At 69.1% G+C, this 19777-nt stretch carries 17 protein-coding genes; 10 read left to right on the forward strand and 7 right to left on the reverse strand.

Going from position 1 to position 19777, the window contains the following annotated elements; all coding sequences use genetic code 11:
- The first annotated feature begins 55 nt into the window (after positions 1–55).
- From WME79_RS26410 to WME79_RS26425, 4 genes are all read left to right on the forward strand, one after another.
- Positions 56–442 carry a VOC family protein gene (locus WME79_RS26410; RefSeq protein WP_437520267.1) on the forward strand — a complete coding sequence of 129 codons (387 nt, stop codon included), beginning with the start codon at positions 56–58 and terminating at the stop codon, positions 440–442.
- Positions 443–1149: 707 nt separating this feature from the next.
- Complete coding sequence (locus WME79_RS26415) at positions 1150–2121, forward strand: SUMF1/EgtB/PvdO family nonheme iron enzyme (protein ID WP_437520269.1); 972 nt, start codon at positions 1150–1152, stop codon at positions 2119–2121.
- 467 nt (positions 2122–2588) lie between these two features.
- Positions 2589–4052: an endo-1,4-beta-xylanase gene (locus WME79_RS26420; protein WP_437520271.1), complete on the forward strand. Its 1464-nt coding sequence runs from the start codon at positions 2589–2591 to the stop codon at positions 4050–4052.
- A gap of 48 nt (positions 4053–4100) precedes the next feature.
- A complete protein-coding gene (locus WME79_RS26425; RefSeq protein ID WP_437520272.1) occupies positions 4101–4733 on the forward strand; it encodes a DUF6151 family protein in 633 nt (210 codons plus the stop codon).
- A gap of 46 nt (positions 4734–4779) precedes the next feature.
- Here the strand turns inward: WME79_RS26425 and WME79_RS26430 are convergent, their stop codons facing one another.
- Both WME79_RS26430 and WME79_RS26435 read right to left on the reverse strand, forming a co-directional pair.
- A complete protein-coding gene (locus WME79_RS26430) occupies positions 4780–5793 on the reverse strand; it encodes an endonuclease/exonuclease/phosphatase family protein (RefSeq protein WP_437520274.1) in 1014 nt (337 codons plus the stop codon).
- Positions 5794–6015: 222 nt separating this feature from the next.
- On the reverse strand, positions 6016–6717 hold the full coding sequence (locus tag WME79_RS26435) for an MmcQ/YjbR family DNA-binding protein (RefSeq protein ID WP_437520276.1): 702 nt from the start codon (positions 6715–6717) through the stop codon (positions 6016–6018).
- A gap of 126 nt (positions 6718–6843) precedes the next feature.
- Here WME79_RS26435 and manA point away from each other — a divergent pair, with 126 nt between their 5' ends.
- Positions 6844–8043 carry a mannose-6-phosphate isomerase, class I gene (manA, locus tag WME79_RS26440; protein WP_437520278.1) on the forward strand — a complete coding sequence of 400 codons (1200 nt, stop codon included), beginning with the start codon at positions 6844–6846 and terminating at the stop codon, positions 8041–8043.
- A 46-nt stretch (positions 8044–8089) separates the two neighbouring features.
- On the opposite strand, the gene WME79_RS26445 is transcribed toward manA, so the two are convergent.
- Genes WME79_RS26445 through WME79_RS26460 form a run of 4 tightly spaced genes read right to left on the reverse strand, consistent with a single transcriptional unit; the run spans position 8090 to position 11875 of the window.
- On the reverse strand, positions 8090–8446 hold the full coding sequence (locus tag WME79_RS26445) for a hypothetical protein (RefSeq protein WP_437520279.1): 357 nt from the start codon (positions 8444–8446) through the stop codon (positions 8090–8092).
- A complete protein-coding gene (locus tag WME79_RS26450) occupies positions 8443–9216 on the reverse strand; it encodes a nitrate reductase cytochrome c-type subunit (protein ID WP_437520281.1) in 774 nt (257 codons plus the stop codon). Before WME79_RS26450 ends, WME79_RS26445 begins: the two co-directional genes overlap by 4 nt.
- The gene (locus WME79_RS26455) at positions 9213–11600 is read right to left on the reverse strand and encodes a molybdopterin-dependent oxidoreductase (RefSeq protein WP_437520283.1); all 2388 of its coding nucleotides are present in this window, start codon (positions 11598–11600) and stop codon (positions 9213–9215) included. Before WME79_RS26455 ends, WME79_RS26450 begins: the two co-directional genes overlap by 4 nt.
- A gap of 32 nt (positions 11601–11632) precedes the next feature.
- Positions 11633–11875 carry a hypothetical protein gene (locus WME79_RS26460; protein WP_437520285.1) on the reverse strand — a complete coding sequence of 81 codons (243 nt, stop codon included), beginning with the start codon at positions 11873–11875 and terminating at the stop codon, positions 11633–11635.
- 275 nt (positions 11876–12150) lie between these two features.
- On the opposite strand from WME79_RS26460, the gene WME79_RS26465 reads away from it, so the two are divergent.
- From WME79_RS26465 to dsrP, 3 genes are read left to right on the forward strand one after another with little or no spacing between them, the layout of a single operon-like run.
- Positions 12151–12771, forward strand: a complete 621-nt coding sequence (locus tag WME79_RS26465) for a hypothetical protein (RefSeq protein ID WP_437520286.1) — start codon at positions 12151–12153, stop codon at positions 12769–12771.
- Entirely contained in the window at positions 12768–13670 is a 903-nt protein-coding gene (locus WME79_RS26470; protein WP_437520287.1) for a 4Fe-4S dicluster domain-containing protein, read from the forward strand. The genes WME79_RS26465 and WME79_RS26470 overlap by 4 nt, the downstream gene beginning before the upstream one ends.
- Before the next feature lie 15 nt (positions 13671–13685).
- Positions 13686–14960 (forward strand): sulfate reduction electron transfer complex DsrMKJOP subunit DsrP, encoded by a 1275-nt coding sequence (gene dsrP, locus WME79_RS26475; RefSeq protein ID WP_437520288.1) that lies wholly within the window; start codon positions 13686–13688, stop codon positions 14958–14960.
- Positions 14961–15086: 126 nt separating this feature from the next.
- On the opposite strand, the gene WME79_RS26480 is transcribed toward dsrP, so the two are convergent.
- Positions 15087–16892: a hypothetical protein gene (locus WME79_RS26480; RefSeq protein WP_437520290.1), complete on the reverse strand. Its 1806-nt coding sequence runs from the start codon at positions 16890–16892 to the stop codon at positions 15087–15089.
- Between the two features lie 367 nt (positions 16893–17259).
- Here WME79_RS26480 and WME79_RS26485 point away from each other — a divergent pair, with 367 nt between their 5' ends.
- Positions 17260–18951, forward strand: coding sequence for a carboxylesterase/lipase family protein (locus tag WME79_RS26485; protein WP_437520291.1), 1692 nt, complete (start codon positions 17260–17262; stop codon positions 18949–18951).
- 157 nt (positions 18952–19108) lie between these two features.
- The gene (locus WME79_RS26490; RefSeq protein WP_437520292.1) at positions 19109–19741 is read left to right on the forward strand and encodes an NUDIX hydrolase; all 633 of its coding nucleotides are present in this window, start codon (positions 19109–19111) and stop codon (positions 19739–19741) included.
- Positions 19742–19777: the final 36 nt, after the last annotated feature.

Consider the following 19777-nt stretch of genomic DNA (forward strand, 5'->3'; position numbering starts at 1 on the left):
TCACCTGGGCGCGTCACGTCACGGCCGCACCGTGGTAGCCGTGCTAACAGACCGCATGCACAAGAGTCGCCTGGCTGGGTTCATCATCGACTGCCGAACCGACGATCTCGACGGCGCCGCGCGCTTCTGGAGCGCGGCGCTCGGGATGCGATCGCGCGGCCAAGACGGCGAGGCCTACGTCCGCCTGGACGCGTCTGCGCGCGATCTTTCGGTCGAGGTGCAGAGCGTGAAGCACGGGAGCCGCGTTCACCTCGATATCGAGACCGACGATGTCGAAGCCGAGGTGCGCCGTCTCGAGCGGGTCGGCGCCAAGCGGGTCACGCAGGCATCGACATGGTGGGTGCTCGAAGCGCCGACCGGCCAGCGCTTCTGCGTGGTGAGGACCCATCACCCGGACGCGCCCGGCTTCTCCACGTGGGACGACGAGGGGAACCCCGTGTAGAAGCGGCGGCCCTGACCCCGATGCCCGCCAAGGGTCAACTCATTACCTCGTGCAATTCACCATAACGTAACATAACCCTACCCATTCTTGCGCTCGCGCCCGCTCCTCTGCAAAGCTCGATGAAGCGGGCTTGGCGAATTGGTTCCGAGCTCGATCCATCGTCGCATCCCCCGTCGAGGGCCGTGGCGCCTCGGTGCCCGTTCGCATCGCTCGGCCGCCGGAGGCCGGCGCCAGCGCCAGCGATCGCGGCGCACACCGAGACTTCCAGACCTGCAACTGGCCATGCAGTTCCGCGGATACTGGACGCGCTCTGACCTCTTCCACCAGGATTCAAGCGGACTCCCGCGGAGCGCCCACAACAGCCGGCGGTCAGCCAGCCGCGCAATGAGGACGCAGGGCGCGCAGGTCGCGCGTGGGCCGGTGGGCCGGGGTGGCCGCGCTGGCCGGCCAGCCTGGACCACCGGGCGGCCACGCCACGGGACAAAGCCACGGCCAACAGCCCCGTAGCAGGGCTTTTCCGGGGTACGGCAGCAGGCCGAGATCTTGCAATGCCTCCCCGTGGCTCCCGACGCTCGCGAGAAATCGAGGCGAGCCCGGGTCAGCATCAATTTTGGCCCACGCCTGTAGGCTGATGTAGCCAAACGTGGGAAGAGGTTAACGTGCGTATCCTGGGTTTCACGGTAATGACACTGCTTGGCGTTGCGACCTTGAGCTGCAGCGGCCCCTCGTACAGCGACGGGAGCGGGGGCGGAGGTGGAGGCGACGCCCGGCACGTCGAGATTCCCGAGCAGTCGGCGGAGATGTCCGACCCGCTGCCGGTCGAGACGCCGGCGACGGAGGCAGAGATGTCCGACCCGCTGGCGGTCGAGCCTGCGGCCGCAGAGAATGACGAGCCGCTGGACCAGCCGACGATGATCGAGGTGCCGATCGCGCTGCCCGGCTCGACCCAGGGTTGCCCCGACGGGATGGTGCGGGTGGAGGGCGAGTATTGCAGCGCCGTGGTGCAGGAATGCCTCGAGTACCATCCCGAATGGACAAAGCGCCACGGCGAGCCGGGGGTTGCCGCCCGATGCTTGCGATTCCGCGAGCCGTCGCGGTGCGTCGCTGAGAAGACCGAGCATCTCTCATTCTGCATGGATCGGTACGAGTACCCGAACGTCCCGGGCGCGCTGCCGCGCACGCTGACCTCGTGGGAGCAAGCCGCCGGGCTTTGCGCGGCGGAGGGCAAGCGGCTCTGCACCGAGGCCGAGTTCAATTTCGCCTGCGAAGGTCCCGAATCGCTGCCTTATGTCTACGGCTACGAGCGGAATGCCGAGACGTGCAACCAGGACCGGGACTACCGCTTTCCGGATCACTCGCAGCGGCTGCTCCACTACGCAGCGTGCCAGCAGAACGCGCGATGCGCCGCCGAGCTCGCGCGCCTGGACGGCCGCGAGCCGGCCGGCGGGCGCGCGGAGTGCGCCTCGTGGGCGGGCGTCTTCGACCTGAACGGCAACGTCAACGAGTGGGTTGTGCGCACCGACCAGAAGGCCCCTTACCGAAGCGGGCTCAAGGGCGGATGGTGGGGTCCGATCCGGAGCCAGTGCCGCCCGATGACGACCTTTCACAAGGAAGACGACTACGGCTACGAGGTCGGCTTCCGCTGCTGCGCGGACGCCGAGACACACCCCGCGGGGTGAGCGCGGCCCGCGCGCCACACATCCACCCAGGCTTCTGACCTCGCGCCCGCAGACGGCGGAAGCAACGGTATCCTCCTGACTACACAGCTCGGCCATCGAGCCATCGTTGCTGCTGCACGAGGGCGGACGGCGCGTACGGCGCGCACGTCGTTCCGTCGCGGGCCAGTGAATGCAACGTGACTGTATCAGGAAACCGATCGCGCGAAGCGCTTGACATCGGATCCCATCTGCATGCTTAAGTCACATGCCATGCTCGGCCTCGTCTCGCGCCGGGCATGGCGTGTGTAATTCTTGCTTCGACAGTCACGGTGTGATCGTGCAACGGCCATTGTCGATTGCATATCGCTCTGGCCGCAATCTTACAAATTCGACCCGATGGGCGGCAGGGCTCGCAGACGTAGCTCTGTTTTACTTATTCGCTTTGGACGCAATCCTGCGGCTCCGCCGGCCGGATCATGGAGAACCTTATGCGTATCGATCGCTTACTTGGCTCTATCTCCTTTTCGTTCGCGTGCTGCCTGGTCGCCTGTGCCATCGAACCTGCTGACCTGGAGGACAGCGACACCCTCGAGTCGGGGTTGAGCAGCCCGGACAACACGATGAAAGCCGAGCTCACGTTCCAGTCGCAATGGACCGGTGGCTACTGCGCGAACGTGACCGTGACGAATACGAGCAACAGCCCGGCAACATCCTGGGGTCTGGTCATCGGGCTCAACGGCGCCACGCTGGCCAACCTGTGGAACGCGCGCGCCACGACGTCGGGCGGGCAGCTGAACGTCACCAACGAGACCTACAATGGCTCGCTGGCCGCGGGCCGTTCCACGGCATGGGGGTTCTGCGCGAACGGCACCGGGAGCCCCACGATCGTCTCGGTCAAGGGCAATGGAGGCTCGAGCACTTCCTCATCGAGTAGCAGCAGTTCGAGCTCGTCCTCGAGCTCCTCATCGAGCAGCAGCAGCTCGAGCTCGTCCTCGAGCTCCTCGACGAGCAGCGGGGCAGGCGGCTCCGGCGGCGGGGGCGGCGCGGGTGGCTCCGGCGGTTCGGGCGGCTCTGGCGGCGGCACCCCGACCGGCGCGAAGTTCGTCGGCAACATCACGACGAATGGCGCCGTGCGCACCGGCTTCGCGAACTACTGGAACCAGATCACCCCCGAGAACGAGGGCAAGTGGGGCTCCGTCGAGAGGGCCCGCGGCCAGAAGGACTGGAGCAAGCTCGACGCGATCTACAAGTACGCGAAGGACAACGGCATCCCGTTCAAACAGCATACGTTCGTTTGGGGAAGCCAGCAGCCCGACTGGATCGCGAGCCTCTCCGCGTCGGAGCAGCAAGCGGCCGTGAGGGACTGGATGCGGTCGTTCTGCACGCGCTACCCCGACACGAAGTACATCGACGTCGTCAACGAGCCGCCGCCGCACACGACGCCCTCTTACAAGAACGGCATCGGCGGCGACGGCGCCAGCGGCTATGACTGGATCGTCAACTCCTTCAAGTGGGCTCGCGAGTTCTGCCCGAACGCGAAGCTCATCCTCAACGACTACAACAACATCGAGTACGAGGGCGAGCACCAGAACTTCATGCGGATCGCGAGGGCGGTGATCAACGCGGGCGCCCCGGTCGACGCGCTCGGCGCGCAGGCCCACGACGCATACAAGCTCAACACCAACACGGTGAAGGGGTACATCGACAAGCTCGCGTCCCTGGGCAAGCCCGTGTACATCACCGAGTACGACATCGGCATCGCGAACGACGAGGATCAGCGCCGGGTGATGCAGGAACAGTTCACGATGTTCTGGAATCACCCTTCCGTCCCTGGCATCACGCTGTGGGGCTACATCGTCGGCTCCACCTGGAGGGCCAACACGGGCCTCCAGCAGCCGAACGGCACGATGCGGCCGGCCATGACCTGGCTGATGGACTTCCTCGACCGCTGACGACCAGAAGTGCGCGCGGCGCGCGTCAAGCCGTGCTATGCGAGCCGAATGTCCAGAGACGTCGAGCTCCAGTGTCGATGCGGAAAGGTCCATGGATGGCTGCGCGATGCATCGCCGGACGCGGTGAACCGCGCCGTCTGCTACTGCGACGACTGTCAGGCGTTCTTGCACCATCTCGGCCGCGCCGACCTGCTCGATGAGCACGGCGGCACGGACATCGTGCAGGTGGCTCCTTCGGCGATCTCCTTCGACCGCGGCGGCGAGCTCGTCGCCGCGGCGCGCCTGACGCCGAAGGGCCTCTATCGCTGGTATGCGAGCTGCTGCAAGACGCCGCTCGGCAACACGTTGACGCCGCGACTGCCGTTCGTCGGCATCGTCACCGAGCTGTTCCAGCAAGCCCCGAGCGCGCGCCCGTGCGACGAGGTCTTCGGCGCGCCGCGTGGCGCGATCATGGGCAAGTTCGCGATCGGCGAGCCGCCGCCCGGGTCGGTGAGGCCGAGCGTGCGCTTCCTCGCGCACGCGGCCCGGAAGCTGCTTGGCTGGACGCTCCGCGGCAAGGCGTGGCCGCATCCGTTCTTCGATCGCGCGAGCGGCAATCCGAAGTACCCCATCACGGTGCTGTCCGCGGCCGAGCGCGAGGCGCTGCGCCCGCTGTGCGGCCCGCGCCCCGCGCACGCATGACGGGCTGGCTCGAACTTCCCCCGCTCGTTGTCGCGGCGACGCCGCGCTAAAGCGGGGTACCGCTCCAGCGCAGGTCGGCGACGATGGGGAGATGATCCGAGCCGAGATCCGGGCCGATCCATGCGCGCTCGGTCGTCCAGCCAGGCCCGGCGAGCACGTGGTCGATGCGGACGCCAAACCAGCGCGTGCGCTTCGTCGCGCCGAACCCCAGGCCGGCGCGCGAGAACGCGTTCTCGAAGCCTGCCCAGAAGCGCCGGTAGATGGCGCTGTCGACCGGCATGTTGAAGTCGCCGGCGATGACGACCGGATAGGGCGCCTCGTCGACCCACTGCCGCGCCAGCTCGGACTCCCAGGCACGCAATGCGATGACGCGGTCGTGCTCCTCCGCCTGCTTCCACAGGCCGTGCATCAGCGCCTCGATCGCCTCGCGGGGCGTCTCCAGGTGCAGGTTGAGGAAACTGAAGACACGGGTCCCGCGCGGCTCCTCTGAGCTCGGCCGTAGCGCGTCCGGCAGCGCGATGGCGTAGCGGAGGATCGCGCCGTGGCCGCCTTTATCCCAGACGTCGCGGCGATCCCTGGACTCGACCTTGAGGAGAGGGTGCCGGCTCACAAGGCACATCCCGGTATCAACGTGGACGGACCATCCCGGAAATGCGGCGCTCAGCTCCGACTCCGGCGCCGAACACTCCTGCAGAGCGAGCACGTCGGGCCGAGTCTCGGCCACGAAGCCCTTGAGTCGATCGATGTTCATGGCGCGGCTCCCCGTGTTGAAGGAGGCGACGCGCAGATCGGCGTCATCGGCGTCTCCGGAAAGGGCCCGGAGCGAGAACGTGAAACCGAGGATCGGCCCGGCCACGATCGCGGACGCCAGCGCCGCCGGGAGGAGAGCGCGGCGCTGCACGAGGAGCGCGGCGGGCACGATCACGAGGAGAGGAAGGGCGACGATCTTGCGCGGGCCGAAGAGAAAGAGCGTCCCTGGCCACCACCGGTCGCCCAGGATGGGCAGTGCGAGCCAGATCGACGCCACCGCGAGGAGGTAGAGCACGGCGAGGGCGAGCACGACGGACCGGACCCGGCGCCACCGTGGTGGGGACGAAGGACGCCTGGCGGAATGCGGTTGCGGCTCGGACGACGCATCCCTGGATGGCTCGCGGTGGCGCATCGATGTTCCTCCGTCGGCGTGTAGAGCCCGTCTCGACGCGCGGGGGCGGCAACGAACACACTCAGCCTCACCGGCCGGGCGCGCTGGCCGCCTCCGCTGGCGCCGCCTCGTGCACAAGCGTTATGGGCTTCGCCGGCTCTCCTTCTCCGCCGCCTTCTTGATGAAAGCCGCTCTCTCCGCCGCCTTCTTGGCAGGCGCCCCCTTCTTCGCCGCCGCTTCCTTCCCCGGAGTCCCCTTCTTCGCCGCCACCTTTTTGGCAGGAGTCCCCTTCTTCGCCGCCGGCTGCGCCGGAGTTCCCTTCTCCGCCGCCGCCTTCTTGACGGGAATCCCCTTCTTCGCCAAGGCCTTCCCCGTTGCAGCGGCGGTCGCCTGCGCCCCTCGCTGGCTCGCCGCCGCACGCTCTCCGGGAGCGCTCGTCTTCACTGGCTTCCCTGGCCTCCCCGGCGCCGCGCCATCCAGCGACTGCAAAGCCCGCTTCGGCGCCACCGCGCGATAGCTCTCCTCGATCCACTCGAGCAGCATCGCCTCGGGCACGCGGTCCTTCGGCCCGAAGCGCGCCGTCACCCAGCCGCTCTTGCCGAGGTTGTACCCCGTCGGCTCCGCGAACGGCAGCATGAGCGCGGCCTCGCCCGATTGCGGGAGCTTGGCCGTGACATGGAGCTTCCCTTCATGGGTATTGAGGAAGACGAAGATCTTCCCGCGCACCTTGGCGACACGGTCGCCCCAGGGGAACTCCTCCACGGCCTCGGGATAGGCCAGCGCGGCGTCGCGCAGCCTCGCAAGGATGGGCGTGAACCTCGCGTCGTCCTGGCGCATCGTCATCCGGCGAGCGTAGAGCGCTCGCACGACCCCGTAAAGCCGGAACGGCGCCTGCTCAAAGCCCGCTCAAGAGCTGATTTCTCCGGTGCCATGAGGTAGGGTGGCGCCTTGCAGGAGCACGCTATCCCAATGTTTTCGCTCGAGAACCGTGTTCAGGAGTACGCCTGGGGCTCCCGGGACGCCATCGCGACGCTGCTCGGACAGCGCCCCTCCGACAAACCGCAGGCCGAGCTCTGGATGGGCGCCCACCCGGCGGCCTCCTCGTGCATCGAGCTCGACGGGGGCCGCGAGCGCCTGATCGACGCGATCTCCAAGCGTGCGGACGCATTCCTCGGCGGACCGACGCGCGATCGCTTTGGCGCTCGGCTCCCCTTTCTGCTCAAGGTGCTCGCGGCCGACCAGCCGCTGTCGCTCCAGGCACACCCGGACGAGGCGCAGGCGCGGCGTGGGTTCGACGCGGAGAACGCTGCCGGCGTCCCGATCGACGCCCCGGAGCGCACCTACCGGGACCCGCACCACAAACCCGAGCTCATCTGCGCGCTCACCCCGTTCGACGCCCTCTGCGGTTTCCGGCCGGCCACGGCCTTGCCGGAGGTCTTCGAGCTCCTCGCCGGAGGGCCAGGGGACGCGCTCGTCCCGCGCAGCGGCGATGCGATCGACGCGGCCGCGGTCGCGCGGCTCGTCCAGGGCCTGCTCGCGCTCGAACCGGCAGCCCGGCGCGAGCTCGTGTCCTCGGTGGTCGAGGCGTGCAGGGCGCGCGCCCAGGCGGGCGGATGGCTCGCGCGGGCCGCTGGCTGGGCGCTCCGCCTGCACGAGCTCTACCCGGGCGACGTCGGCGTCGTGATCGCGCTCCTGCTCAACGACGTGCACCTCGAGCCGGGCGAGGCGCTGTACCTCCCGCCGCGCCGGCTGCACGCCTATGTGCAAGGGGTCGGGATCGAGATCATGGCGAGCTCCGACAACGTGCTGCGCGGCGGGCTCACGCCGAAGCGCGTCAACGTCGACGAGCTCATTCGCGTCCTCGATTTCGCGCCGTGGCGTGTCGAGCCCATCGTGCCGCGCCCGGTGGGCGTGGAGTCCTTCTATGACACCCCAGCGCCGGAGTTCCGGCTCTCCCGCATCGACCTCGACGCCGCGGCCCCCTGGAGGACCGATGACCGCCGAGGCCCCGAGATCGTCCTCTGCACCCGGGGACAGGCCTCGCTGGTCGACGCGCGCGGCGCTGCCCGCGATCTCCGCCAGGGTGGCTCGATCTTCGTCCCGTTCTCGTCGGGGACCTACGCCATCGAGGGACACGGCCAGTTCTTCCGGGCGACCGTCGGCCTCTGAGGCGCTCTCTGGTCACCGACTGACGGCGCCGCGCGGGCGCGATGCGCTATCCGAGGGCGTCTTCGATCCGGACGCGCACGAGGCGCACGCCGGAGGGGATCCGGAGCAGCGTGTCCCACCACTCCGAGCCCGCGAAGCGATAACGGATCTGCACGCCGAGCGCCGTCCCATCGCGGAGCGCGCGGCGGGCGAGGGCGAGCTCGCCACTTCCGCTTCCGGCCCGCGGGAGGTCCCCTGCGCGGGCGGTCGCACCGGCCTTGAACGACACCGAGACGAGCTCCGCTGCCTCGGCGATGTCGAAGAAGAGCTGATCGAGGGTCTCCTCGTCGAGCACCGCCTCCTGCAAGGGCGGCAGCGCGATCTCGGGATCGTTATTTGTCTCCTTCATGGAGGGGAGCTTCATGGCCTGTCCGCTCCCATGCTCGGCGGTGGCCACGCGGGGAGAGGCCTGGGCGCGCGTTGATCCAGCTCTGCCGAAGGCGCGTGGCACTGGGTGCAGCTCTGCCGGTAAGGGTGGGTCGAGCGAATGCCGAGGGCGCCATGGACGCCATGGCAGCTCGCGCACTCCGAGCGCATCAGCGTCGGGTGCGGGATCGTGGGCGGCGCGGCCTCGTAGGCGCGGGCGCCTCGCCGCGGCGACGCCATGCCCGCAAAGGTGTTGTCGGGCGGAGGCGGCGTCTCCGCGAGCGGCCTCGGGTCGGCGCCGACGACATGGCACTGCGTGCAGCTCTCATAGCGACGGTGGCTCATCATGGGCGCGGTGAGGTTCGCGACGCGCAGCCCGCGCTCGTGGCACGAGAGGCAATCCGGGACGCCGAGCTGCTCGATGCGATGCGGGATCGTGGGCGGCGCGCCGTCATAGGCGCGGCGGGAAGCGCGCCGCTCGAGCGCCGCCTCTCGATCGGCCTCCGACGGCTCGACAGGCGCGTAGAGATCGGCGTGCGCCGCCTCGAGCCGGGCGAATGCGCCCTCGTACATGCTCGCGTTCGGGCCGTGCGCGCGCTCGCGCATGTCGGCGTAGCTGCGCGCCTCGACGCTCGCGGAGGGCAGCGGGGCGTCGCCGCGCAGCACCGCCACCCCCTGCTCCGTGCCGCGGACCCCCGAGAAGTAGCCCGCCGCCGCGACGGCGACGATCGCGGCGAGGCCGACGTGAAGGCCGCGAGCGTCCTTCATCGCGCCTCTCCCCGCTTGCCCTGCGGCCTGCGCCGGATCCTGACCGCGCACTTCTTGTAGTCCGGCTGCTTCGAGAGCGGATCATACGCCTCGAGCGTCGCGCGGTTCACCATCACGGTCTCATCGAAGAACGGCACGAACACCGTGCCAGGCGGCGGCGCGCCGCGGCCCTCGATCCAGACAGGCAGCTCGAGCGCGCCGCGCCGGCTCTCCAGGAGGACGACCTCGCCGTCGCCGACACCGAGCCTCCGCGCGTCCTCGCGGTTCATCTCCAGGTACGACTGCGGCATCGCCCGCTGTAGCTGGGGTATCCTCATGGTGAGCGACCCCGTGTGCCAGTGTTCGAGGACGCGGCCCGTGCACAGCCAGAACGGATACTCCGCGTCGGGCGACTCGGGCGGCGGCTCGTAGGGGTGAAACCAGATGAGCGCCCGGTCGTCCTTGGTCACCGAATGGTAAAACTGGATCTCGTCCTTCGTGGCATAAGGGTCGTCGAACCTCGCGAAGCGGAACCGCGTCTCCCGCCACGAGCCGTCGGGCTGCTCGACCACGGGCCAGCGCAGGCCCCGCGCCTTGACGTACTCGCGGTACGGCGCCAGGTCCTTGTGCTTGAACCGGGTAAACTCGCGGTACTCCTCGAAGAGCTGCTCGTCGACGTTGACGTCGTGGTAATGCTTGTAGTCCCAGACTGGCACTTCCTTGCCGTTCTTCCGGATGTCGAACAGGAAACGGCCGTCCTTGTCCTTCATCCCGGCGAAGCCCATGTCGTGGAGCTTGCGCGCCACGGCGAGGATCTGCCATGCATCGTCCCGCGCCTCGCCGGGCGGCTCGACCATCTTGAACCACTGCTGCGTGCGGCGCTCGGAGTTGCCGAACATCCCGTTCTTTTCGACCCACATGGCCGAGGGCAGGACAAGATCCGCGGCGCGCACCGTGGCCGTCGGGTAGACGTCGGACACGATCAGGAACTTGCCCGGGATCTTGCGGCTCGCGTCGAAGAGCTCGTTCGTGTTCGGCAACGACTGGCCTGGATTGGTCACCATCACCCAGATGGTGTCGATGTCGCCCCCCTGCTCCTTCGGGGTCGAGAAGCGCTTCCAGAGGTCGACCGTGTGGTAGCCGGGCTTCGGGTTGATCCGCCCCTCGGGCAGGTTCCAGAGGTGCTCGGCCTCCTTCCGGTGCTCGGCGTTCGTGACGACGAGGCCGCCGGGGAGCCCGTGGGCGAGCGTGCCCACCTCACGCACCGTGCCGCAGGCCGACGGCTGGCCCGTCAGGCTGGTCGGAGCGTCGCCGGGCTTGCCGAAATGGCCGCTGAGCAGGTGCACGCCGTGCACCAGATCGTTGATCGCGGTGCCGCGGGTGTGCTGGTTCATCCCCATGCACCAGAGGCTCGTGATCCGCAGATCGCGGCGACCGAAGAGATCCGCCAGCATCCGGATGTCCTTCGCGGCGACGCCCGAGATCGCCTCCACCCGCTCCGGCGTGTACTCGGCCAGCGCCATCTTGTACTCCTCGAAGCTCATCGGCTGCCCCTCGAGGGTCGGGTGCTCGGTCCGCTTCCGGAAGTTGCAGAACCGGTCGACGAACGCCCGGTCGAACGTCCCGCGCTCGACGAGCAAGTGCGCGATGCCGTTCGCGATCGCAAGATCGGTGTTCGGCTTGAAATACAGCGTGTGCTGGCAGAAGCCCGAGGTGCGCGTGCGCCGCGTCGTGAGATCGATGAGGAGCACCTGCTCGCCCCTCGATCGCCGGTCGACGACGCGCGAGAAGAGCACGGGGTGCATCTCGGCCGGGTTGTTCCCCCACATGAGGAGGACATCACACCTGTCGAGATCCTCGTAGCAGCCGGCCGGCTCGTCCACGCCGTAGGTGGAGAGGAAGCCTGTCACCGCCGATGCCATGCAGAGGCGCGCGTTCGGGTCGATCTGGTTGTTCCCGAGCCCCGCCTTCACGAGCTTGTTCGCCGCGTACCCCTCGGGGATCGTCCACTGGCCGCTGCCGTAGAGCGCGAACCCCGCCGGGTTCTGCATCGCGCGCCGCGCGACGATCGCGATGGCCTCGTCCCAGCCGATGGGCTCGAGCTTGCCGTTCCTGCGGAGCAGCGGCCTCGTGAGCCGGTCTCTGCCGTAGAGGGCGAGGCCGACGTGATACCCCTTCACGCAGAGCAGGCCCTTGTTGACGTCTGCGCTCTGATCGCCCGCGACCGCGACCACGCGGCCCCCTCTCACGCCCACCTGCACGTGGCAGCCGGTGCCGCAGAACCTGCACGGCGCCTTGTTCCAGACCACATCGGAGGTGATCCCCGCCGCGGGCGCCGCCTGGGCGGCGGCGACCCCGTCCTTGCCCAGCGCGAGCCGACTGGCGGCCACGGTCGCCGCGCCCATCGCGGAGCACCTCAGGAATTCGCGGCGATCCATCATGGCTCCAGGTCCGAGAAGTCGACCGAGACCACGTCGACGAAGTCCACCCCGTCGGTGCAGAGCACCCGCTCCACGAGCTCTTCCCCGGCGACCAGCGTCGCTGTCTCGGCGATCGCGGGTAGCCTCGAACCCGACGGAGGACCGAGCGAGAGCGCCGCCTCTGCGGCGAGCGAGCGACACGCGCGCGCTCGCGCGCTGGGCTCATCGGAGAGCGTGATGACAAGAGCACTGATGGGCATCGGCACGCCTGGTTGGGGTTGTTCGGGTGGATGCGGTCGAGCGGGTCGAGCGTCGCATCGCAGCTTCGCAACGTCCGGGCCACGCGAGGTCGTCGCCGGAACGCCTGCGCATCGCGGCCTGTCCCTGCGCCCCATTGGAGATCCGCGGCGCACGAGGACCGCCGTGATGCGCAAACGGTGCGTCGCGACGCGCGCCCTGCACCGTGCTCCGCCGCGGGCCGCGGCGCCGCCCCGGACGCGCGCGATGGCACGTGGCGTGCGATGTGGATCGAGCCGTGCACTCCTCTCTTCCTCTTCCCGGGGCCGCCGCGATCCTGGGATTCCTGTGCGTGGCGCACACGGCAGGCTGCCAGGGTCGCGACCAGCCGCCCGGGCTGCGCCCCGCGCTCGACGCGACGCCGATCGCCTCCGCGAGCATCCACCGCCCTGACAAGCTCTCCGGTGTCTCGACGGACAAACGGGACTCCCTGGGCCGGCCGATCCGCGCGGCGTGCGTGACGTGCCATTCGCTCCGCAGGCCCGATGCGCTGCCGACCTCGACGGCGGAGCTCGACGAGTTCCACGTAGGGCTGAGGTTCGAGCACGGCGGGCTGAGCTGCGCCTCGTGCCATGTGATCGGCGAGCAGGACACGCTGCGCAAGGCCGATGGCACGCTCCTCCCGATGCGCGACGCCATGCAGCTCTGCGCCCAATGCCACGGCCCCCAGCTCCGCGACTACGCGAACGGGGCGCACGGCGGGATGAACGGCAGTTACGCGGGCGGGGCGCGGGTGCGCAACCACTGCGTCGACTGCCACGATCCGCACGTGCCGGCGTTCCAGCCGTCGATGCCCGTCCTGCCCCCGCGCGACCGCTTCGTGGAGGCGCGCGGCACAGGAGAAGGAGCCCACCGATGACCCAGACCACAAGGCGCGTCGCGCTCAAGGTGCTCGGAGCCACGCTCGGCGCCTCCGCGTTCGCCCACGCAATGGAGCCGCTCCGCGCGTGGAGCAAGGACCTCTCGCTCGATCAGTTCCTGCAGCGCCACTACAAGGAGCTCACGAGCGATGAGCTCGCGGAGGTCATCCGCCGCCTCGAGCGAGAGACGCGCGAGGAGTACGGCCGCGAGGTCACGATCCGCGACATTCGCCCGCAGGAAGGGGTGCAGTTCGGCTACGCGCTCAGCTTGAGCGTGTGCATCGGCTGCCGCAAGTGCGCCGAGGCGTGCCACCTGGAGAACAACCACGATCGGCGCACGAACAACTCTTACATTCGCGTGCTCGAGATGGATCAGGGCAGCTTCGACATGGAGAAGGGCGACGCGACGTACGAGCACGCCGTGCCCGCGAAGGGCAAGTACTACCTGCCGGTGCAGTGCCAGCAGTGCGACAACGCGCCTTGCGTCAAGGTCTGCCCCGTCCAGGCGACCTGGAAGGAGCCCGACGGCATCGTCGCGGTCGATTACAACTGGTGCATCGGCTGCCGCTACTGCGAGGCCGCCTGCCCCTACCACGCGCGGCGCTTCAACTGGACGAAGCCCGAGGTGCCCGCGGACGAGATCAACCCGGACCAGGGCTACCTGTCGAACCGCATCCGGCCTCAGGGCGTGGTGGAGAAGTGCACCTTCTGCCTGCATCGGACGCGCGAGGGCCGGATGCCGGCGTGCCTCGAGGCCTGTCCCACGGGCGCGCGCGTCTTCGGCAACCTCCTGGATCCGAAGAGCGAGATCCGCTGGGTGCTCGAGAACAAGCGGATCTTCGTCCTCAAGGAGGAGCTCGGCACGCGGCCGCGGTTCTTCTACTTCTTCGACGTCTGAGCGAGCGGAGCCACGATGGGCAAGGACACACACGCCATCACCTACCCGCGCTTCCTCCTCCGGGTGATCGGCCAGAGCTTCGAGGGCTCGTGGCGCTTCTACCTCTGGATGACCGTGCTCACGGCGATCGCCCTCGTCGGGGCGAACGCCTGGGCCCACCAGCTCGTCGAGGGCATGCGGGTCACCGGCATGAGCGACCATGTCTCGTGGGGCCTTTACATCGCGAACTTCACCTTCGGCGTGGGGCTCGCGGCGGGCGCCGTGATGATGGTGATCCCGGCGTATCTCTACGACGACCACGAGATGCACGACGTCGTGATCCTCGGCGAGCTCCTCGCGATCGCCGCCATCGTCGTGTGCCTCCTGTTCATCGTCGCCGACATGGGGCGCCCCGACAGGTTCTGGCACATCTTGCCCGGGCTCGGGCGGTTCAACTGGCCAATCTCGATGCTGACCTGGGACGTCATCGTCCTGAACGGCTATCTGTTCATCAACCTGCACATCTCGGGTTACCTCATCTACACGAGGTACCTGGGCAGGAAGCCGGACAGAAAGTGGTATCTGCCGTTCGTGTTCCTGTCCATCGGCTGGGCGGTCTCGATCCACACGGTGACGGCGTTCCTCTACTCGGGCCTCGGCGGGCGCCCCTTCTGGAACTCGGCGCTGCTCGCCCCCCGCTTCATCGCCTCTGCCTTCATCACGGGCCCGGCCTTCGTGATCCTGCTGCTGCAGCTCGTCGCCCGGCTGACCCGGCTGCACGTGGGCGACGGGCCGATCCGCACGCTCACCTCCGTGCTCCGCGTGACCGTCCTGCTCAACCTGTTCATGCTGGGCTCGGAGCTCTTCACGTCGCTCTACACCGGGGGCACGCACAGCACTGCGGTGACCTACCTGTTCTTCGGCCTGCACGGCAAGAGCGCGCTCGTGCCGTGGATCTGGTCGGCCGTCGCGCTGAACATGACCTCCGCGGCGCTCCTGCACCTGCCGGCGAGCCGCGGGAGCCGTGCCTACCTCAACGCGGCCTGCGTCGCCGCCTTCACTGGCGTCTGGATCGAGAAGGGCATGGGCCTCATCATCCCCGGCTTCGTGCCGAGCACCCTTCACGAGCTCGTCGAGTACGTGCCCTCGATGGCCGAGTGGAAGATCACGGCAGGCATCTGGGCCGTCGGTTTCATGGTGCTCACGATCGCCATCAAGGTCGCGCTGACGGTGCTCACCGGCGAGATGTCGGTCGAGCCGCGCTCCGGTGCCACCCGCACAGGCGAGCACGCGCCGCCGCTTGCGCCATAGCGCTGCTGAGCGGCATGGCGCGCGGCCAGACCCACCTCAGGCTCGTCGCGCTGGGCTGCGGGCCTGGCCCGGAGAAGGTCGGCGATGCGCCCCGGGTGGACAGCTGAGCTTGCGGCGCTGCCCAGCTCACTCGGCGACGATCGCGACGGAGGCCGGGAGCGCCCCGATCTCCGCCGTGACCACGCCGTCCTCGTACGAGAAGGGCACCACGCGATCTTCCTCGAAGTCGATCGACGCGACAGTGACCTGCGTCGGGCTCGCGTCGGCGGGGAAGCTCACCGTCACCCCCTCCTGCTCCACCACGCCTGCGCTGTACTCGTGGTTGATCACGTGGAGCACCGTGCGGCCGTCCGCGAGCCGCACGAGGTTGTGGCTCATCTTCTTCTCGCCCGCGCAGGTCTCGGGCTGCTCGGCGGACGCGCACTCCTCGAAGGAGAGGGTCGCCGGCCCTGGGAGGTCGGTCGCTCCGTGGTACAGATCCTCGTGGGACTTGTAGAAGTCGCGGAAGCGCGCGAAGAACTCCATCATCTCGAGCGCGGTCGCCGTGCTCTCGTCCGTTGTCGTGTGCAGCGGCAGGGCGAAGTACAGGCCGTTCGCATAGACCTCTGCGGCGAAGATGCGGAAGTAGTCCTTCCGCTCCTCCAGCGGGAGCCCGTAGTAGCGGTTCATCATGTCGTTGGGCCAGTCCAGGAACAGCATCAGCGGGACTTCCTTGCCGCCGACGAGCTCCTGAACGCGCTTCGAGCGCGCCTTGAGCCCCCGCAGGGCTGCCTGGAATGACACGGTCCCGTCGAGGTGTCCCTCCACGACAGGCACCCAGTTCATGCCGCGCGGGCCATCGCCGTCGATGTTCCAGTCGTACAGACCCACGCTCTGCAGGTCGACGAACGGCACGATGCCGTTCGACGAGATGAAGATCTCGCGGCCGTGCTGCTCGCGCGCGTAGCGGCGGAGCTCGAGCACGACCTCCTGCCAGTAGACGAGCGCCGGATAGACCTCGACGAAGGTCCCGAGCTGCGGGTCTGGCCGGTTTCCCACGGTCCGGCCCCACTCCTCGACGAGCAGCTTGTTCCCGCTGTCGAAGGGCTTCACCGTGGCGTTCACGCGCTGGAGGTAGCCGCGGAAATCGAAGCCTCTCCCGGCGGTCTCGGGCGCTCCTCCGCAGTCGAGCCCGTCCTCCGGGAGGAGATCGAACCCCTGCTGCCAGCCGTCCGGACGGCGGCCGTGCTTGCGACAGAGGTAGTTGCCGAAGTCCGCGACATGGTGATCGTCGAACCCCTCGTTGCCGTCGTACTCCGCGCCCCCGTAGCCGCCGTTGATCTCGTCGAAGTTCAGCCCGTCGACGCCGAGGTCGATCTGGAGCTTGCCGATCTCGACGAGCCGCGCCCGGTAGCTCGGGGACGCCATGCTCGACCGGTGGGCGCCTGGCACGATCTGGTCGTGGGCGACGAGCTCGCCCGCGGCGTTGCGCGTTGTCTGCTCCAGAAACTGCTCCTCGCTGTCGACCTCGTCGTCGAAGACGATGGATGCGGTGCTGCCCGCGACAAAACGGATTCCACGCTCGCGGCAGCTCGCCAGGTACTCGGCGTCATAATCGTCGGCCTGGATCCCGGTGTCGCGCCAGCGCTGCCACGCTCTTGGCACCATGTCCGGGGCGAGCTCGATCACCTGGGGATCCGCCTCGTGTACCTCGACCTGGCTGAACGCGAACACCGTCAGCTCCGACGTGTCGAACGTGCCGAACACCTCGGGGTGGATATCGGGCATGACCGGCGTGATCTCGCCTCCACCCCCCTCTCCCCCCGCGCCCGTCGCCGTGGTCGCGCCCTCGCCGCCCGCGCTCCCGCTGGACGCGGCCATGCCGCCGGTTCCTCCGGCCCCCCCGGGGTCCGGATCCGAGCCGCACGCGCTCTCGGCCAGGGCGCCGGCCATGACCATGCACGTCAGCAGCCCGGACCAGCCTGATCTCCCGATGCGGGCCGCGCGGCCCTGGTACCTATGCGCCGGAGCCCCTCGACGCCCGGCGCCGCCCTCGATCCCGTCTTTCCGATGAGTTGCCATGCGCACAGAAGGAGTTCGCGCCATCCGCCATGTCAAGACTGCCCTGCCCCGCTGCACGAAGCTGTCACAGGGGGAGCTCCTCAGGCAACGGCGTCAAATTCCAGTACCACCGCTCGCGCTTCATGGTTGAATTCCGCGTGCACAGAACGTTGCTCCGCCGACTGGCGGCCTTCATCGCCCCCTGCGTCCTCGGCGCCGCGCTCTCCTCTTCCCACGGTTCTGCGTTCAGGGTTTGCTCATGACGGAGAAGATCATGCCCATTCGACCTTCATTGTCGCACACCATTCTTCTTGGCTTGCTCGCTGCCGCCTGCAGCTCGAGCGAACCGGCTCTGGAGGGCGCCGGCGGCTCGGGCGGCACCGGCGGCTCGGGCGGCGCAGGTGGCTCGGGCGGCGCCGGTGGGTCCGGCGGCGGCGAGGAGGCTGCGCTGCTCGTCGAGACGGAGGCGGGTCCGGTGGAGGGCGCGCGCGTCGGCGCGACGCGCACCTTCCTGGGCATCCCGTACGCCGCGCCGCCGGTCGGGGACCTGCGCTGGAGATCGCCCGCGCCGCACGAGCCGTGGACCGAGCCGCGGGCTGCCGTCGAGGTGGGTATCCCCTGCTCGCAGCTGAACCTGCTCACCCCGGGCTTCAATGAGAGCTCGGGAGAGGACTGCCTCACCCTCAACGTCTGGACGCCCGAGCGCCCGGCGTCCTCGCCGCTGCCCGTCCTCGTCTGGATTCACGGCGGCGGCTTCGAGCTCGGCAGCGGCGGAGAGGCCGATTACGACGGCCGGGCGCTCTCCGAAGCGACCGGCTCGGTGGTGGTCACCTTCAACTACCGCCTCGGCCCGCTCGGGTTCCTCGCCCTCCCGGAGCTCAAGTCGGAGGATCCCGATCACCCCTCGACGGGCGGGTACGGCCTCGAGGACCAGCGCGCCGCGCTCGAGTGGGTCAAGGCCAACATCGCCGCGTTCGGCGGGGATCCGGGCGGGGTCACCCTGTTCGGCGAGTCCGCGGGCGGCATCAGCGTCTGCATGCACCTGGTGTCGCCCAGGAGCAAAGGCCTGTTCCAGCGCGCCATCATCGAGAGCGGACCGTGCGACTCCGCCGCGGACGAGGCGACGGCCAGCGCGCAGGGGCAAGAGTTCGTCGAGGCGCTGGGCTGCACCGACGCGCCTTCCGTCCTCGAGTGCCTTCGCGGCAAGTCGGCCGAGGAGATCATGAGCGCGCTGCCGCGGGGCGCGGCCTTCCTCGAGGGCGCCGGCCCGACGTGGTTCCCGGTCGTCGACGGATGGAACCTCCCCGACGCGCCGGGCAAGCTCCTCGAGGCCGGGAGCTTCGAGAAGGTGCCGACGATCCTCGGCAGCAACGCGGATGAGGGCACGCTCTTCGTCACGCTCTGGGGCGAGTCCGCGACGGTCGCCGACGACGCCGCGTTCGAGGCGTTCGCCGAGACGCTCGCCCCAGGCCATGGCGAGGAGGTGGTGGCGCTCTACCCGAGCGAGACCTACGGCTCGGCGCAGGCGGCGGCGATCGCGGCGCTGGGCGATTCGATGTTCGTGTGCCCGACGCGGCGGGCGGCGCGCGCGATCGCGGGCGGCGGCGCAGCGACGTATCTCTATCATTTCACCTATGCGCCCGAGAGCTCGCTGCTCGGCGATCTCGGCTCCTTCCATTCGTCCGAGATCAAGTTCGTGTTCGGCAACCCGACCTTGGTGTTGCCGGAACCGCTGACCGAGGACGAGCTCGGAATGTCGCAGGAAATCATGGGGTACTGGTCGCGCCACGCGGCGAGCGGGGACCCCAACGGCGAGGGCGCCGTCGCGTGGCCGAGGTATGAAGCGGAGGGGGACGAGAGCCTCGCCCTCGATCTCGAGTTCGCTCCGCAGGCCGGCCTGAAGGGAGAGCTCTGCGACGCGTGGGACACCTTCGCCACGGCGGCTCCCTGACGGTGCTCGCACGGCGGGCCGCGGTGCGCCGCGCCATGGCCGAGGCCCGACGAGCGGCCTGCGCGCCTTGCATCCGGGCCCGCCGCGAGCGCGATCCCTGAGCGCCGCCGGCCGCTGCGCTCTAAATACCGGTAGATATTATGCTATCCTGATCACGGTGCTCTCCTCCTACGACCTCTCCGCCATCATGGCCCGCCTCGACGGGCGCGAGGCCGCGCTCGACCTGCTCACGCAGGAGCGCCAGGCCGCGGTCGCCGCGATCTTGCGGGCGCCGGCGGGGCCTCTGGGCACGGCGCTCGAGCCTGCGGGGGGCCGGGAGCCCGGGGAGGCCGAGCTCCTCCTGATCCGCCGGGCCGAGCACCCGGCCGATCCCTGGTCGGGGCACATGGCGCTCCCGGGCGGGCGGCGCGAACCGGCGGACGAGAGCCTGCTCGCCACCGCGATCCGCGAGACGCGGGAGGAGGTGGGGATCGACCTCGCGGCGCACGGGACCCTGCTCGCGCGCCTGCCCGAGGTCCCGGCGGTCGCGCGCGGGCGGCGCGCCGGGATGATCGTCGCCCCGTTCGTCTTCGCGCTCCGCTCCACGCCGGAGCTCACCCTGAGCGGCGAGGTGGCCGAGGCGGTCTGGACGCCGCTCGGGCCGCTCGCGCGCGGCGAGCGCACCTCGCGTTATGCGTACACGCACGAGGGCAACGTCCTCCAGCTCCCATGCCTGCTCGTGGACGAGCGGGTCGTCTGGGGGCTGACGTACCTCATGTTGAAGCAGCTCTTCGAGGTGCTTCACCGGTAGCTTGCGAGCCGCCGGATCAGCCGGTCTACCACGGAG

Source organism: Sorangium sp. So ce726, from assembly GCF_051521405.1.
In the GTDB taxonomy this organism is placed as follows: domain Bacteria; phylum Myxococcota_A; class Polyangia; order Polyangiales; family Polyangiaceae; genus Sorangium.